Genomic DNA, 15,852 nt, shown 5'->3' with positions numbered 1-15,852 from the left:
CCGGGGACGCCGTCGCAGCCCCCGGGCCGGCGGACCACGCGGGTACGCCCACCGGAGTTGAATTTGTCCAGAACGCTCTTGCGCGCCACGTGCGGTACCTAGGGTTGACACCCATGGCGCGGCGTCCCATCGGCAACCTCCCTGCCGAGGTCACCAGCTTCGTCGGGCGCCAGGAGGAACTCGCCGCGGCGAAGCGTCTGCTGCCCACGACACGGGTCCTGACGCTGCTCGGTCCGGGCGGCGTCGGCAAGACCCGGCTGTCCCGCCAGATCGGCGTCGCGGTCGCGCGCGCTTTCCCGGACGGGGTGTGGCTGGTCGAACTGGCCGACGTGCACGACCCCGACCTGGTGACGGTGAGCGTCGCGGAGGCGCTGGCGCTGCGCGACGACACGGCGGCGCCCCTGCGGCGGCTGACCGAGTTCCTCGCGGACAAACGGTTGCTGCTGATCCTGGACAACTGTGAGCACCTGATCGACGCGTGCGCGGAACTGGTCGGCCGTATCGTCGCCACCACTCCCGAGGTGCGGGTGCTGGCGACCAGCCGGGAGGTGCTCGGTGTGCAGGGGGAACAGGTCATGCCCGTGGCGCCCTTGCCGCTACCGGACGGAAGGGCCGAGGACAGCGATGCGATGCGACTGCTCGCCGAGCGGGCGGGCGCGGCCAACCCGGGTTTCGCGGCCACGCCCGCGAACCGGGACGCACTGGCGGGGATCTGCCGCAGGCTGGACGGTATTCCGCTCGCGCTGGAACTGGCCGCCCTGCGCTTCCGGATGTTCACTCCCGAGCAGATTCTCGCCCGGCTCGACGACACCATGGGCCTGCTCAGCGCGGGGCCGCGCCTGGCGCCCGAGCGGCAGCAGACCATCGAGGGGGCGATCCGCTGGAGCTACGACCTGTGTACCCCGGCCGAACAGCGGTTATGGGAGCAGCTGTCGGTATTCTCCGGCGGCTTCGACATCGACGCCGCCGAAGCCGTGTGCCTGCCTGCTCCTGGCGCGCGGACGCTGTTCGACGCGTTAACCGGCCTGGTCGACAAATCGGTGCTGAGCCTGCGCTACGACGGTGATGTCGGCCGGTACTCGATGCTGGAGCCGATCCGCCAGTTCGCCCACGACCGGCTGACCGAACGGGGGGACGAGCTCGCGGTCCGCGCGCGCCACCACGATCACTATCGGCGGCTGGCGCTGCGCGGCCGGACCGCGTACTGGAGTTCCGACGACGTGGTCTGGTTCCGCGAACTGAACCGCGAGCACGCCAATCTGCGCGCGGCGCTGCAGTTCGGCCTCGGCGACGCACCGCAGTCGGCACTCGAGATGGCCGCCGTGCTGCGGCCGTTCTGGGAGCACAACCGTTTCCTCACCGAGGGCTACCGCTGGCTGACCGACGCGCTGGCGAAGTTCGAGGAACCGACCGAGCTGCGCGCACGCGGGCTCTCCGCGGCCGCCTCACTCGCGGCGCTGCTGTCCGATCGCGGGTCCGCGCGGCAATTGGTGGACGAATGCGTCGCGCTGGCACGCAAAGTCAACGCGCCCGACATTCTCGCGGAGGCGATGCTCGACTCGGCGTTGCTCGCCTTCAACGACGGGGACACCGCCCGCGCCCTCGAATTGGCCGAGACGGCGACGCACCTGGCCGCCGAATGCGGGCACCACGCGATGGAGATGGACAGTCTCGCCTTCGCTTTCGTGTGCGCGCTGGTGCTCTCCGACGCGCGCTCCACCGCTTTCGCCGAGCGGCTACTGCGGGTCGCCACCGAACGCGGACCGTCTCTGCTCGGCGGGCTGGCGCAGTGGTCGATGGGCCTGGACCATTGGCGACGCGGCGATCAGGACGCCGCCACCGGCTATCTGGCCCGCTCGATCGAGATGTTCAGCCTGTTCGACCGGTGCGTCTGGCTCGCCTCCGGATTCGAAGGACTGGCTTGGACGGCGGTGGCCAGAGCCGACTTCGAACGCGCCGCACGTCTGCTCGGCGCCGCGGAGATCCTCGCTCGGAGTACGGTGCGCCTCGCCCACGCCATCACCGGCGTGCTGGGTGACAAGATGCGTGGCCGTGTGCGTGAAGCATTGGGCGAGCGAGCGTTCCAGGAGCTGTTCGACAGCGGCGCGACGCTGTCGCTGAGCGAGGCGATCGATTACGCGCTCGGGCGCGCGCCCGCGGCTGCGCGGCCGCCGCGGGCCGCCGCGACCGAGCCGCGGGCGGCGGACGTCCTCACGCGCCGGGAGAAGGACGTCGCCCGCCTGGTGGCCGCGGGCCACAGCAACAAACGCATCGCCGCGGACCTGGTCATCTCGGTGCGCACCGCCGAGACCCACGTCGAGCACATCCTCACCAAGCTCGGCTTCACCTCGCGGACCCAGATCGCGGGATGGGTCCGCGATCACGAGGTGTGATCGACGTGGGCCGCGATCACAACCCGCCGGTGAAGAAGTCGGCGACGGCGCGTTCGAACGCCGACTTGCGCTCGATCTGCACCCAATGACCACAGCGGGCGAAAACGCGCAGATCGGCATTCGGTATCTGGCGTGCGGGCAACAGCGCCGCCTCCACCGGTGTCACCCGGTCGTCGCGGCCCCATAGGATCTGCGTCTCCGGGCGCAGGCCGCGCAACCTGGCCCACAGCGGGACAGGTTCGGCGAGCGCTGGATCGGCGAACGTCGCGTAAGCGTCGCGCAGCGCGGCGATGGCGTCCGGATCCGCGGCGGCGGCCAGCCGGGCAGCGACCAGTTCCTCGGTCAAGGTCGCGGGATTCGACACCATGGTGCGCAGCCACGGCATGAGGCGCTCCCTGGTGGGATCGGCGCTGAACTCCAGCAACCGCGTGATGCCCTCGGACGGTTCCGGCCCCAGCACGTTCACCCCGACGCCGCCGGGCGCCATCAGCACCAGCCGGTCGACCCGCTCGGGATGTTCCAGCGCCAGCAGCGTCGCGACGGCGCCGCCCATCGAATTGCCCAGCAGGTGCACCCGGTCCAGGCCGAGGTCGTCGAGTAGTCCGAGCACCGCGTCGGCGGAGATGCGCAGGTAGTTGCGTTCGTACACCGCCGGGCGGCCGCTGGCGCCGAAGCCCGGCTGATCCACGATCAGGCAGCGGAACCGTTCGGCCAGTACCGGCAGGTTCGCGCCGAAATTGGCCCAGCCCGAGACGCCCGGTCCGGAACCGTGCAACAACACCAGCGCCGCGCCCGACCCCGCCTCGTGGTAACGCAGCCGGAGACCGTCCGTCGTGCTCCAGCGCGTGGTGTTCTCGGCGGTGAGCGTCATCAGATCATCCGATCCGTGACCGGCAGCCCGAACGCGTCCCGGCCGTAGAGGACGAGCGCGCGCTCGACGTCGTTGATGACGTGCACGCTGCCGGCGTGCGCGTCGCGCCAGTGCCGTTCGATCGGGTTGGGTTTGCGGATCGAGTGACCGCCCGAGTTGTCGAACAGCAGGTCGACGGCCTCGATGGCGCGTTCGGTGCCGCGCACCTGGTCGCGCCGGCTGCGCACTCGCAGTTCGAACGGGATCTCCTCCCCCGCTTCGGCGTAGCGCAGCTGTTCGCTGATGTTGCGCTCCATCTGCAGCACGGCCGCGTCGATCTCGGAAGCGGCGCGCGCGACCCGCACGTGCGCGAACGGATCCTCGGCGGCCTTCTGCCCGCCATAGGAGATCCGCACCCGCTCGCGCATGCGCTCGATGTGCGCTTCGTACGCGCCTTGCGCGGCCCCGATGATGGGGGCGGTGATGGTGTTGGAGAACACCGCGCCGAACGAGATGCGATACAGCGGAGCGGTATTGACCTCCTGACCGGGTCCGCGCAGCTCGGCCTGCTCACTCGCGCTGTAGGTCCGGTAGGCGGGCACGAACGCGTGCTCGATGACGATGTCGTTGCTGCCGGTGCCGGACAACCCGGACACGTGCCAGACGTCTTCGATCCGGTAATCGGTGCGCGGCACCAGAACGGTCAGGTATTCCGCTCCCCCCTCGTCGTTCGGCACGACCGCACCGAGGAACGCCCAGCGGGCGTGATCGCACCCGGAGGAGAAGCTCCAGCGACCGCTGATCTCGAAGCCGCCCTCGACGGGGGTGAGCCTGCCGGTCGGCGCGTACGACGACGACACCAGCGTGTCCGGATCGGCGCCCCACACGTCCTGCTGCGCTTCCAGCGGGAACAGCGCCAGCTGCCACGGGTGCGCGCCCAGCACCGACGACACCCACGCCGTGGACGGGCAGGCGGTGGCGATGGCACGAATCACCTCGTAGAACGCGACCGGTGAGGATTCGTCGCCGCCGAATCGGGACGGCTGCAGCATGCGGAACACCCCCGCCTCGGTCAGCTCCCGGATGCTCTGCTCGGGCACTCTGCGCTGCAGATCGGCGTCGGCCGCTCGTTCTCGGATCGCGGGCAGCAGATCCCGTACCCGATCGAGCACCTTGTTGGTCATATGCGGTAGTCCTCCTCGTAGTGCCGTCTTTCGACGCTAGGCCGGTGCGGTGCCGTCGGATCCGATCCATCCCGATGACCGGAACCCGCCACCCGGATCAGCTGGTGCGGGCCGCGGCGGCGCCGGCGCGGCGGCCGAAGAAGGTGCCGTCGCCGAGCGAAGTGCCGCTGATGTAGCCCTCGCCGTGCAGGTTGCTCGCGGCGCGGCCCGCGGCGAACAGGGCCGGGATCGGGACGCCGTCGAGGTCGAGCACGGCGCCGTCGAGCGAGGTGTGCAGACCGCCGAGGGTGAAGACGGACGCGCCGGTTCCGCGGCGATCGCCGGACTCCGACGGCGGCCGCACTCCCGCCCGCGCGTCGATCGCGGCCAGCGGTGGCGTGAGCGGCCGCACCCAGCGTGGCGCTTTCCCGAATTCGGGATCCGCGCCGTCCGCGGCGTGGCTGTTGTAGCGACGGATGGTGTCGGCCAGCGCCGCGGCGGGCACGCCCATCAGCCCGGCGAGTTCCTCGGGCGTCTCCGCCACATGGGTGGGCCGCACACCCCAGCGCTGTGGTTCCGGCACTTCGTCGAAGGCCCGTTCGTCGAGCACGACCCAGGTCCGCATCCCCTGCCGGAACAGCGCCGCCTGGCCGATCCGGCCGGGATAGGTGTCCTCGTTGATGAACCGCTGCCCGTGCCCGTTCACCACCATGCCGCGCGCGGCCAGGCCGGGAATCAGCGAGATGCCGACCTGCCCCGCCGACATGTGCCGCACCGCCGCGCCGAGCGCCTGCGCCATCCGGATGCCGCTGCCGTCGTCGGTGCCCGCGCTGACCTTGGTGTGTCCCAGCAATCGCGGCGCGTGGGCGGCGAGCATGGCGTCGTTGTCGACGAATCCGCCGGTGGTCAGGACGACGCCGCGGCGGGCGCGGATGGTCAGCTCCGTGCCGTACCGCCGCGCCACCACGCCGACGACCGTGCCGTCACCAGCCACGATCAGGCAGGCGGCCCTGGTGTCGAAAAGCGCTGTCGCACCGGCTGATCGGGCGGCCTCGGCGAGGCAGTCCATGAGCAGCTTGCCGCCGAAGTCGGCGGCGGCCGGGCGATGGCCGCGGGGCGCAGGCGCGGCGAGGTCGGCGAACGGCTTGCTGTTCTCCCCCAGCCACATCAGCCCGTCGTCCGTCGGCGGGACCCACGCCGGCGCATCCCACAGGCTGGGTTTGAACGGCACGCCACGGTCGGCGAGCCAGTGGAAATGCGCGACGCTGTCCGCGCTGTAGCGCGTGATCTTGGCCCAGTCGGCGCCCGGGCCGAGCGCGGCGGACAGGAACGCGGCCATCGTGGCCGGGTCGTCGTCGAACCCGCACGCCCGTTGGATCGGCGTGCCACCGCCGAGATAGATCTCGCCGCCCGACAGCGCCGACGCGCCTCCGGGACCGCTCATCCGATCGAGTACCAGCACCTGCGCGCCGCCCGCTGCCGCCTCGAACGCCGCGGCCGCCCCGGCACATCCGTAACCGACCACCAGCACATCGGTCTCGATGTCGTAGGCGCGCACATCGGCGGCGGCCCTCGGCACGACCGAATTCCGATCACTCATATGTCGACCTTCCCGCTCGGCACTCGGTGGCCCGGCGCCCATCTTGGTGAGCGACCTTCCGGTCCCGATCAGCGGGACTGCGGACCGTCGCGGGCGCGCCGGGTGGCGATGGTGTGTGAACGGCGTCACGTCTGCGTGGGCGCCAGCGAGGAGGAAGAATTCATGCGGGTCCTGGTCACCGGAGTGTCCGATCCGACCGGCCGCGCGGTGGCGCGCATGCTGCTGGCCGCGGGCCACGACGTAGTCGGGTCGGACCGGTCGCGGCACCGGTACGTCGACCCTCGGGTCCAGGTTTTCACCGGTGACCCGGACGATCCGGCAAGCTGTGCGCGGGCCGTCGCCGAGTGCGCGGTGGTGGTGCATCTGGGCGGTTCGCTCGCCGCGATCGCGACGGCAGCCCGAGCGGCCGGAGCGCGCATCGTGGTTCCCACCATCGCGGGGACGGATTCGGCCGCCGACGATATCGTGCGGTCCAGCGGTGCGCGGGCTCTGATCGTGCGCACCGCACCGGTCGCGGGCAGGCGCGTCGAGCGCGAGAGCTGGCGCATCCTGCGGCGGCTGCTCGGATCTCGCCGGGCGGGCGGATTCCAGGTGCTGCACACCGACGACTTCGAGCGTTTCCTGGTGCTGGCGGCGGAGTCGGCACGCGTCGGCGTGGTCGAACTCGCCGCGCCCGGCGTGGTCTCCGGTGTGGACGTGCGTCATATCCGCGCCGCGATCGGAACACGATCGGTCCGGCGGATGGCAGGTGGTCGGACTGTGCCGGAGGTGGATACCAGCGCCGCACAGGACGAATGGGGATTCCGCTGCGGATGGACCGCGTCCGAAGTCGCGGCGGACGTCCTCCGCGGACTGGCGGGCCGCAAGGTCGACGGCGACGACCTCGTCGCTCGGACCGGGGCGATTCCGCTGCCGGGCTATGTGATTCCCACCCGCGCGGCCACTTCGGACGGCCATGAACTGGTGTCGGTGGCGCCGGAAGGTCTCGAGGGCGAATTCGACGACCGTGTCGATCCGGCCTACCCGGTGCACACCGCGACGAATACGTCCGAAGCGCTGCCCGGACCGCTCACGCCGCTCACCGTGGATCTGCAGGCGGGCGCGATCCGGCTGGCCAACGCCGCGATGGGCAGGATGATCGCGCTGGACGGGATCGCGCTGGAGCACTGGACCAGCCGGGTCACCACCGTGCTCGGGCACCACATCTACATCAACGCCTCCATCGGGGTGCTCGCCGCGGAGAACATGCCGGGCTGGGACGAGCAGAGCATCCGCCGCGACGTCTATGGCAACATTCCCCCCGAGATCTCGCTGACCCCGCACGGCAAGCCACCCACCCCGAGCGGTTTCGCCAGCACCCGCGCCACCTGGCGCGCAGCCGGCCGGGTGCTGCGCACCGCGCTGCGCTATCGCGAAACCACCGACGGCATCAACGCCGCCGCGCATCAGGAATCACTGGGCGCCGCCGCGATCCGCGAGCTCACCGACGAGCAACTGCACGCGCGGGCCCTGCTGTGGCGGGACCGACTGAACCAGTCTTGGGCGGCGGCGTCCATCGGTGTGATGATGACCGGCGCGGCCACTGCCATCCACTCCCGCGGCAAGGAAGCCGCCGACGTGCCCATCGACCTGGAGCGGTTGGAGTCGGCCAGGACCATGCTCGCGGTGGAACGCCTTGCCGCGCTGTGCCGTGCCGACGCCGCGTTGCACGACGCGGCGCATTCCGGCGATGTCGCGGCGGCGCGGGCCGCCTCGCCCGCGTTCTCCGCCGCGCTGGACGAGGAGCTGCGCCGGATCGGGCATCGCGGCCCGGGCGAGTGCGAGCTGATCAACCCCACCTTCGGCGACCGGCCCGAACTGCTGGTGACCGCCGCCGCCCGCGCCGCCCAAATGCCCGCGCCCAAGCGGGAACCGGTCGACCCGTCGCCGAGCCGCACCGCGCGGATGGCGGCGGGCGCGACCATGGCGCGCGAACGCGTCCGCGACGCCGTCGTCCGGTATACCCACTGCCTGCGTCTCGCCGTGCGCGAGCGGGCGGAACGGCTGATCCGGCAAGGGCTGCTGCGACAGGCCGAGGACGCCTGTTTCCTGACCCTCGACGAGATCCTCTGGGCGCCTGCCGACCTGGCCGAGCGCGTAGCCCGACGGCGCGCGGAACTGGCCCGCTTGCAGGGCGTCCGCATGCCGGATGTGATCGCGGGCGACTGGGAACCGCTCCCGGCCGCGGACGCGTTGACGCCCGGAGACAGCCTCACCGGCATCGGAGTGAGCCCCGGCGTCGTGGAAGGCACCGTGAAACGCGTGCTGTCGCTGGACGACGACATCGAACCGGGCGACATCCTGGTGGCTTCGGTCACCGACACCGGGCACACCGCGATGTTCGCCTATGCCGCGGCCGTGGTCACCGACATCGGGGGTTCCGCCTCACACGCCGCCATCGTAGCCCGGGAATTCGGCATCCCCTGCGTCGTCGACACCAAGACGGCCAGCACGCGGCTTGCCGACGGGCAGCGGGTGCGCGTCGACGGGTCGGCCGGCACGGTCACCCTGCTCGTCGACGCCTGAGCCGGGGCCGGGGTGGCGCACCCCGGCCCCTTACCGGTTCGGCGTCGCCGGGCCGCGATCCCATGGAAGGAATGATTCAGTGACGATTTCGCGTGCTCTACGCGGGGCGATGACCGGTGTCGCCGCCGCATTGATCGCCGTGTTCCCGTCCACCACCACTGCCTTCGCGGGCCCTGCGATCGTGCACACAGTGCACGACCGCTCGATGCAGCTCTCGACAGCGCCGAATGCCAGGGACATCGGCGACTATCCCACCCAGGGCAACGGCAAATTGCGTACGGGCGTGGTCTTCCGCACCGACGCCCTCGACAAGCTCACCGCCGCCGACCAGCAGAAGCTGGTGGCGGCGGGCATCACCGCGGTGATCGATTTCCGCAGCCCGAACGAGTCGGGAGCCAACCCCGACAAACTTCCGGCGTCGATTCCCGCACTCGCGCGTCCGGTGTACGACCCGGCCAACGACTTCTACCTGATGGTGGGCAAGGCGATACAGGGCGGTCCGGCCGTGCAACAACAGACGTTCGGCGACGGTAAGGCCGCCGGCATCATGCGCGACTACTACCGCTGGATGGTCACCGACACCACGGCGCGCGCTCAGTTCGGCACCGCCATTCGGGATGTCGCCAACGCGAGCGGTCCGGTGTTGTTCCACTGCACCGCGGGCAAGGACCGCACCGGGTGGATGACCGCGATCCTCATGACGGCGCTCGGCGTGCCGAAGGGCCAGGTGTACAAGGACTATCTGGAATCGAACGACAACCTGGCCGCGGGCAACAAGGCGCTGATGGACGGGTTGGTGGCCAAGGGCCTGGTCACCGACCCGGCGCTGTTCGATCCGATCCTCGGCGTGCAGAGCGACTTCCTCGACGCCGCGTTCGACCAGGCCGGCGCGTCCTTCGGATCGTTCGACCGGTTCGTCACCGAGGGGCTGGGCGTGGACAGTGCGACGCTCGAGGCGCTGAAATCGAAACTCCTGCCTCGGTAGTCGAAGACCAAGAGCGGGTCCGGTGGATGTTGTCCACCGGGCCCGCTCAGTCGTTCGACCCGCCGGAGGTGAACCGCGGGGTATCGCTGGTCGGGCGTGCACTCAGCCGTGCGACGAGTTCGTCGATGTGGATCAGGGCGTGCTGACCCGTAGACGAGAGTGCATCGGTTGCCCGAGCGGGCTCCCGCCGAGTCGTCCGCGGCGATTCACGTGCGCAGGAGACCGCGCGGTCACCGCCGTGGATGAGTATTCGTACGACTGAAGGTGCGGCCACCCACCTGCGATGTCCGACTTTCGTCATAGGAAAGATGCCTCTCACTGCTGATGTCCCGAACGTGAGGGGAAACAACACTGGAACTGCGCCGGTCGGGGAATCGCTACGGCGTCAGCGGCCGAGACGAACGAGGAGACGAGCAGTGGTACAGCGAGAGTTGCGCGGGACGGTCGTCAAGAAGTCGCGTGGATTGCTCGATGGAGCGAATCTGTATCGGCGACTGCATATCCGGCTGGAGGATGGCAGCACGATAAAGGTCCGTGTGAATCGGAAATCGTGGAAGATGCTGGATGTCGGCGACTCGGTCGTCCAGCGCGACGGAGCCGATCCCGTGCAGGCCTGATCAGTCGCCACCTCTGCGGCGCCCGTGTGCCGGGCGCCGCACACGCGAGTCCTATTCCGGCGCGATCAGCACTTCACGCAGTCGCGCCAGCTCCACGGTGGTGAGACCGCTGCTCAGCAACCATTCGGCGGCGCCGCCGTGCTCGGCCGACAGGTTCGCGAGGAAACGCACCATCACCTCGGCCTCCACGCCGAGAATGCCGGTGCTCACCGGGGGCAGCCCGGTATAGGACGGGAGCGCGTCGAGGCGGTCGCGGACTCGGTGCATGCGTTCGCCGGTCAGCGCGTAGTCGGCCGCGATCGCCTCGGGCGGTACGCCCACCGCGTCCAGGAGCACCGCTGCGAGCACTCCGGTGCGGTCCTTGCCCGCGGCGCAGTGGAACAGCACCGAGTGGCGTTCCGCGTCGACGACGAGCCGTACCGCCGCCACGATGGAATCGGCACTGCCCGCCAGCAGCTTCTGGTACAGGTCCACCAGATCGACGCGGGTGGAGTCCGGCACCAGATCGCGTGCCGCCAGTGAGGATTGCGGCGACTTCCGCACCGGGAGGCAGACCCGCCGCACGTCGGCGGTGGCCAGCCGTCCGTAGCCCTCGCGCTCCACTTCGTCGGGCAGCCGCAGGTCGATCAAGGTGCGCAAACCGATCGGTCCGAGCAGTTTCGCCATATCGGACTCGGTGAGATTCTGTGGTGTGCTGGAACGGTAGACCACGCCGAACCGGGTTGTGCCGCCGCCCTGCACCGGGAGCCCGCCCATATCACGCACGTTGTCGATCTGCGCGAACTCGACCCACCGGTCACCGGGCACCGTCGACTCCCCCGCGATGTCAGTGGGCACGGCCGGCCGCCGCCTCGTCGGCGCGGCTCAGGCCGCACAGTCCGATCAGGTCCTCGTGCAGCTCGAACCACACGGTGTGGTAACTGTCCAGCACGGGCCGGGCGACCCAGGCGTGATCACCGGCCGCGATCCGCTCGATCGCCTGCGCGAACCGGTCGGAGTACCGGGCCAGCCGCGGTGCGACCACGCCGATCCGCCGCAGCAGCGGCTGAGCGGCGCGATGCAGATCGGTCAATCGGGTCAGTACCGCGCCGTCGTAATCGGCGTCGGCGTGATCGTTGACGGTGGCCGGATCTTTCATCTGCCACGCGGTGACGATTTCTTTGAAAACCCCGTTGAAATCGCAGAATTCGGCATAGACGGAGGCGATCGCGGCGCGGTCGACCGTTCGTCGTTCCGTCGCCAGCAGGCCGTGCAAGTGCTGTCTGCCTTCCGGCGTGAGCCGTACACCGATCGGCGTCGCGGCGCACCAGCCTCCGGCCACCAGTTCCGCACATCGAGCGGCGACGATCTCGGTCGGCGCACCTACGCCTGCGGCCAGCGCGTCGTGGGCGGCCCGGCCTTTGATCCCGATCAGCCGCAGCAGATCGAGTTCGGGAATCTCCGTCACCGGTGCCGGGGACGCCACGTCCACCTTCGGCGCGTCCTCGCTCGCCCGCGCGCCCAGCCAGGCCGCCAACCCGTCCCGGTCGGTGCCCGCGCACTCGGCCAGTCGGCCGACGTCCGCGAGGGTGCTCGCGTCGACGGGCTTGCCTTCGACCCGCCCGGGCCAGACCGTGCCCGCGCCACCGTCGACGGTCACCACCCGACCGGCCAGTGTCGCGACGACGCCGGGGCCGCAGCCGACCACACACGGCCTGCCGATCTCGCGGCTGACCAGCGCGGCGTGCGAAGTGGCGCCGCCCAGCCCGGTGACGATCGCCCGCGCGGCGATCATGCCGTGCAGGTCATCGGGGCTGGTGGTGGGGCGCACGAGGATCACGTCCTCGCCGGCTTCCGCACGACGTTCGGCCTCGTGCGGATCGCTGACGGCGACGCCGGACGCCAGCCCGGGACACGCGGATTCACCGCGTGCCAGCGGCGTCCCCGAATACTCGCCGGTGGCCGGACGCAGCACGGTCCGCACCTGTTCGGCGGTGACCCGGTTCAGCGCTTCCTCGGCGCCGATGAGTCCTTCCTCGGCCATCGCCACCGCGGCGCGCACCGCCGCGCGCGCCGATCGCTTGGCGGCGCGGGACTGCAACAACCACAGGACGCCGGATTCGACGGTGAATTCGATGTCCTGGATGTCGCGGCCGTCGCGTTCCAGCAAGTCGGCGGCCGTGACGAGTTGGGCGTGCACCTCGGGCAGCACGGTGGCCAGTTCATCGAGCGGTCGCGGGGTGGTCCGGCCGGACACCACGTCCTCCCCCTGCCCACCGACCAGCCATTCGCCGAACAGCGAGCGCTCGCCGGTGTTCGGGTTGCGGCTGAACAGCACCCCGGTGCCGGATCTCTCGTCCAGATTGCCGAAGACCATGGCTTGTACCGTCACGGCGGTGCCGAGGGTTCCGGCGAGGCCGCGGTTGCGCCGATACGTCTGCGCCCGAGGCGAATCCCAGGACCGGAACACCGCGCTGATCGCCGCCCGCAACTGCTCCCAGGGATCCTCGGGCACCACACCGGCGGGATCACCCAGCACGGTTTCGCGATATTGGGTCCGGAACCGCTCCCGCGTATCCACCGCGTAGCCCGGATTCCCGCTCTCCGCCGCCAGGGCCCGCGCGACCGCCTCGTTCATGCCGAGGTTCAGTACCGTGTCCATCATTCCCGGCATGCTCACCACGGCGCCGGAGCGGACCGACACCAGCAGTGGACGGGCGCCGGCTCCGAAGCTCCTCCCGGTGCCGCGTTCCAGGGCGGCGATGCCCGCCTCGACACCGTGCCAGACGTCCTCGCCGATCTCCCCGCGCGCCGAGAAGTCGGCCCATCCCTCGATGGTGATGACGAACGCGGGCGGCACCGGCAGACCGAGCGCGCGCATGCGGTTGACGCTCCACGCCTTCCCGCCGATGCGTTCCCGGGACAGCGAACAGGCGCCGTCGAGTTCGACGACCGGCCCCGCGCCCGCTGCCTCGTCGTTTCGCTCCGCTAGCTCTGCTCCGGCCGTCATGTCACTCCTTAGCACTCACTGAACACTCCGCGCCCCAGCGCGATTCGGAACCTCGCACACCGGTCCGTGCCGGACCGGACGCGAACCCGCGGCGCACACACCGGTCGCTCGTTTCGAGCCTGCCGTGCCATCGGTCACCTGCCGTACCCGTGGTCCCGCTGAGCAGGACGGTCCCGATGAGCCGCCGGATGCGGCGTGTCGTCCGACTCCGCTGGCCGTCGCTCGATCGGTTTGCCGCGCTGATACCGGTACCCGTGCGGCGGCGCACGGGCTCCCGCGAACGCGTGACCGGGAAAGAATTCCCGGTCAACGGGATATTCGGCCGCGATCACACCGCGTGGAACAGTCGATGCGGCACGATCACGGCATGGATCGACGCGGTGCAGCGACCGCTGAACTCGCGACGATTCCGGCAGTGCTGGCCGAGCGGGCACAGCGGGACGGCGCCCGGATCGCGGTGGTGTCACCGGAGGGGCAGCTCACCTACGCCGAACTCGCCGCGGAAGCGCGGCGTGTCACACAGGCGGTGATGGCGCGATCGGTGCGGCCCGGCGAGCGGGTGGCGATCTGGGCGCCCAACACCGCGCGCTGGGTGATCGCCGCGCTCGGCGTGCTGGGTGCGGGCGCGACGCTGGTTCCGCTCAGCACTCGACTGCGCGGTCCCGAGGCAGCGGGCATCCTCGCTCGTAGCCGGTGCCGCATGCTGCTCACCGTGGGCGACTTCCTCGGCAACGACTACCCGGGAATGCTCCGGGAATCGGGACACGCGCTGCCGGAGCTGCGGACCGTCGCCTTTCTCGACGAGTCCCGCGAAGACAGACCCGAGGACCTCTCCTGGGCTGACTTCCTCGCCCTCGGCGAGGTGATAACCGTCGCGGAAGCCGACGCGCGGAGTGCGTCCGTGGCCCCGGAGTCGATCTCCGACATCCTGTTCACGTCCGGCACCACCGGCGTGCCGAGAGGCGTGCCGACCACGCACCGGCAGACGATCGAGGCCTTCACCCACTGGGCCGATGCGGTCACGCTATCCGGCGACGACAGATATCTGCTGGTCAACCCGTTCGCCCACACCTTCGGCTACAAGGCCGGGATCATCGCGTGCCTGCTGCGCGGCGCCACCATGGTGCCGGTGGACCGCTTCGACCCGGAGCGGGTGCTCGGCGTCATCGAGCGCGAGCGGATCACCGTGCTGACCGGTCCTCCGACGCTCTTCCACGACCTGCTCGCCCACCACCGGCGCGTCCCTCGTGACCTGAGCTCGCTGCGCCTGGCGGGCACCGGTGGTTCCAGCGTGCCGATGGAGTTGGTGGAGCGAATCCGCCGTGAACTGGGTGCCGGAGAAGTTTTCACCGGATACGGACTGACCGAATCAACCGGTGTCGCCACGGTCTGCCCATCCGATGCCCCTGCGATCCAGCTCGGAAACAACGTAGGAAAAGCGTTGCCGGACGTGCGGATTCAGATCGTGGACGACGCCGGGCAGCCGCTGCCGATCGGTCACCCCGGCGAGATAGTGCTGCACGGCCCGAATGTGATGCACGGCTACCTCGATGATCCCGCGGCAACAGCGACCGCCATCGATGCGGACGGCTGGTTACACACCGGCGACATCGGCACCCTTGACGCCGACGGCTACCTGCGCATCACCGACCGCCGCACGGACATGTTCGTCGTCGGCGGTTTCAACGTCTACCCCGCTGAAATCGAGCGCATCCTCCGTACCCACCCCGCCATCGCAGAAGCCGCAGTGATCGGCGTCCCCGACGCCCGTCTCGGCGAAGTCGGCCACGCCTTCGTCGTCCCCGACGGCATCGCCGAAATCGAGCCCGCGGAGCTAATCGCCTGGGTCCGACCTCATCTGGCCGCCCACAAGCTCCCGCGTCGTATCGAGGTCGTACCGGCACTACCCCGGAACGCCAACGGCAAGGTCCTCAAACGCGTCCTGTGTTCGCGTGAGGCGCAGCCCTGAGCACCGCGAGTATGTATCCGTTGGGTATGGCTACGAGGCGGCCGAGGACTCCGAGGACTCCACTTGGCGCTCGATTGCCTCGAAAATTCCGATATCCGTCTTCTTCTGCCACTCGGGCAACTGGTCCCAGGGCGCGATATAACCAGGCTTCGGATCAGGTATCCGCGCCAAGATCTGCCCGATCCAGCAGATCGCGACGAACTGCCCTTTCAGTTCCGGACTCAGGCGAGCTGCCGCGTTCTGCGTGAGCCCGATGAAGTCGACCACCTGGCGGTAGACCGCCGCCGCACTGGCGCGCTCCCAGTCCGGCGTGTCCTCCCAGGGCGCGATGTAACTATCCTTCGGCGTACCCGGGTAGTGCGTGGTGACGCCGACAATCCACGCTTCGCGGAAGACCCTACCGCCGTGGTCGTCGTTACTCACAGTGCTCCTCGGTACCTGGTCTGCGCACGCGCGGCGCGCCGCTGATTCGACCCGGGTGAGCTGCTCAACTCTCTCTCCACGATGTGCAATTCGATCCAGTGTCAGATGCAGAGCATTTGGATGAACCGGATGGAAGCGGGTGACATCTAACGCTCGCTGACACGCCTCCGCCGATGAATGTAGTTCGGAGGCTTGTTCGAACGTCAAGAACCAGTAGTAACCGAGGAATCCAAGCTGCCGCTTACGTGGCCTAGCGCACACATTATCCACAACGGGACACTCCCGATCCGGTCACGTA

General features: G+C 69.8%; 11 protein-coding genes. 5 read left to right on the top strand and 6 right to left on the bottom strand.

The annotated features are described in order from the left end of the window. Positions 1-113 precede the first annotated feature (113 nt). Entirely contained in the window at positions 114-2,393 is a 2,280-nt protein-coding gene (locus ABZ552_RS25490) for a LuxR C-terminal-related transcriptional regulator (protein WP_281918309.1), read from the top strand. Positions 2,394-2,409: 16 nt separating this feature from the next. Here the strand turns inward: ABZ552_RS25490 and ABZ552_RS25485 are convergent, their stop codons facing one another. The 3 genes from ABZ552_RS25485 to ABZ552_RS25475 all read right to left on the bottom strand — a co-directional run bounded on the left by ABZ552_RS25485 (position 2,410) and on the right by ABZ552_RS25475 (position 6,006). Continuing rightward, on the bottom strand, positions 2,410-3,264 hold the full coding sequence (locus ABZ552_RS25485; RefSeq protein ID WP_281918308.1) for an alpha/beta fold hydrolase: 855 nt from the start codon (positions 3,262-3,264) through the stop codon (positions 2,410-2,412). Next, complete coding sequence (gene hsaA, locus ABZ552_RS25480) at positions 3,264-4,427, bottom strand: 3-hydroxy-9,10-secoandrosta-1,3,5(10)-triene-9,17-dione monooxygenase oxygenase subunit (protein ID WP_281880036.1); 1,164 nt, start codon at positions 4,425-4,427, stop codon at positions 3,264-3,266. Before hsaA ends, ABZ552_RS25485 begins: the two co-directional genes overlap by 1 nt. Before the next feature lie 97 nt (positions 4,428-4,524). Further along, a complete protein-coding gene (locus tag ABZ552_RS25475) occupies positions 4,525-6,006 on the bottom strand; it encodes an FAD-dependent oxidoreductase (RefSeq protein ID WP_281918307.1) in 1,482 nt (493 codons plus the stop codon). Positions 6,007-6,168: 162 nt separating this feature from the next. Between ABZ552_RS25475 and ABZ552_RS25470 the strand changes: the two genes are divergently transcribed. The 3 genes from ABZ552_RS25470 (at position 6,169) to ABZ552_RS25460 (ending at position 10,173) form a co-directional block, all read left to right on the top strand. Next, the gene (locus tag ABZ552_RS25470) at positions 6,169-8,571 is read left to right on the top strand and encodes a PEP-utilizing enzyme (protein ID WP_357440210.1); all 2,403 of its coding nucleotides are present in this window, start codon (positions 6,169-6,171) and stop codon (positions 8,569-8,571) included. A 79-nt stretch (positions 8,572-8,650) separates the two neighbouring features. Further along, positions 8,651-9,556, top strand: coding sequence for a tyrosine-protein phosphatase (locus ABZ552_RS25465; RefSeq protein WP_281918305.1), 906 nt, complete (start codon positions 8,651-8,653; stop codon positions 9,554-9,556). Between the two features lie 416 nt (positions 9,557-9,972). Next, positions 9,973-10,173, top strand: a complete 201-nt coding sequence (locus ABZ552_RS25460) for a hypothetical protein (protein WP_281880031.1) — start codon at positions 9,973-9,975, stop codon at positions 10,171-10,173. Between the two features lie 51 nt (positions 10,174-10,224). Here the strand turns inward: ABZ552_RS25460 and ABZ552_RS25455 are convergent, their stop codons facing one another. Together ABZ552_RS25455 and ABZ552_RS25450 are read right to left on the bottom strand one after the other, a co-directional pair. Next, entirely contained in the window at positions 10,225-11,010 is a 786-nt protein-coding gene (locus ABZ552_RS25455; protein WP_281918304.1) for a tyrosine-protein phosphatase, read from the bottom strand. Beyond that, a complete protein-coding gene (locus ABZ552_RS25450) occupies positions 11,000-13,162 on the bottom strand; it encodes a pyruvate, phosphate dikinase (RefSeq protein WP_281918303.1) in 2,163 nt (720 codons plus the stop codon). Before ABZ552_RS25450 ends, ABZ552_RS25455 begins: the two co-directional genes overlap by 11 nt. A 367-nt stretch (positions 13,163-13,529) precedes the next feature. On the opposite strand from ABZ552_RS25450, the gene ABZ552_RS25445 reads away from it, so the two are divergent. Beyond that, positions 13,530-15,131: a FadD3 family acyl-CoA ligase gene (locus ABZ552_RS25445; RefSeq protein ID WP_281918302.1), complete on the top strand. Its 1,602-nt coding sequence runs from the start codon at positions 13,530-13,532 to the stop codon at positions 15,129-15,131. Between the two features lie 30 nt (positions 15,132-15,161). On the opposite strand, the gene ABZ552_RS25440 is transcribed toward ABZ552_RS25445, so the two are convergent. Then, a complete protein-coding gene (locus ABZ552_RS25440; protein WP_357440205.1) occupies positions 15,162-15,554 on the bottom strand; it encodes a hypothetical protein in 393 nt (130 codons plus the stop codon). Positions 15,555-15,852 lie beyond the last annotated feature (298 nt).

It is taken from the genome of Nocardia sp. NPDC019219 (assembly GCF_040632645.1).
Taxonomy (GTDB): Bacteria; Actinomycetota; Actinomycetes; order Mycobacteriales; family Mycobacteriaceae; genus Nocardia; species Nocardia sputorum.
The sequence above is the reverse complement of the archived record's forward strand: the minus strand, read 5'-3'. Positions and strand labels throughout refer to the sequence as shown.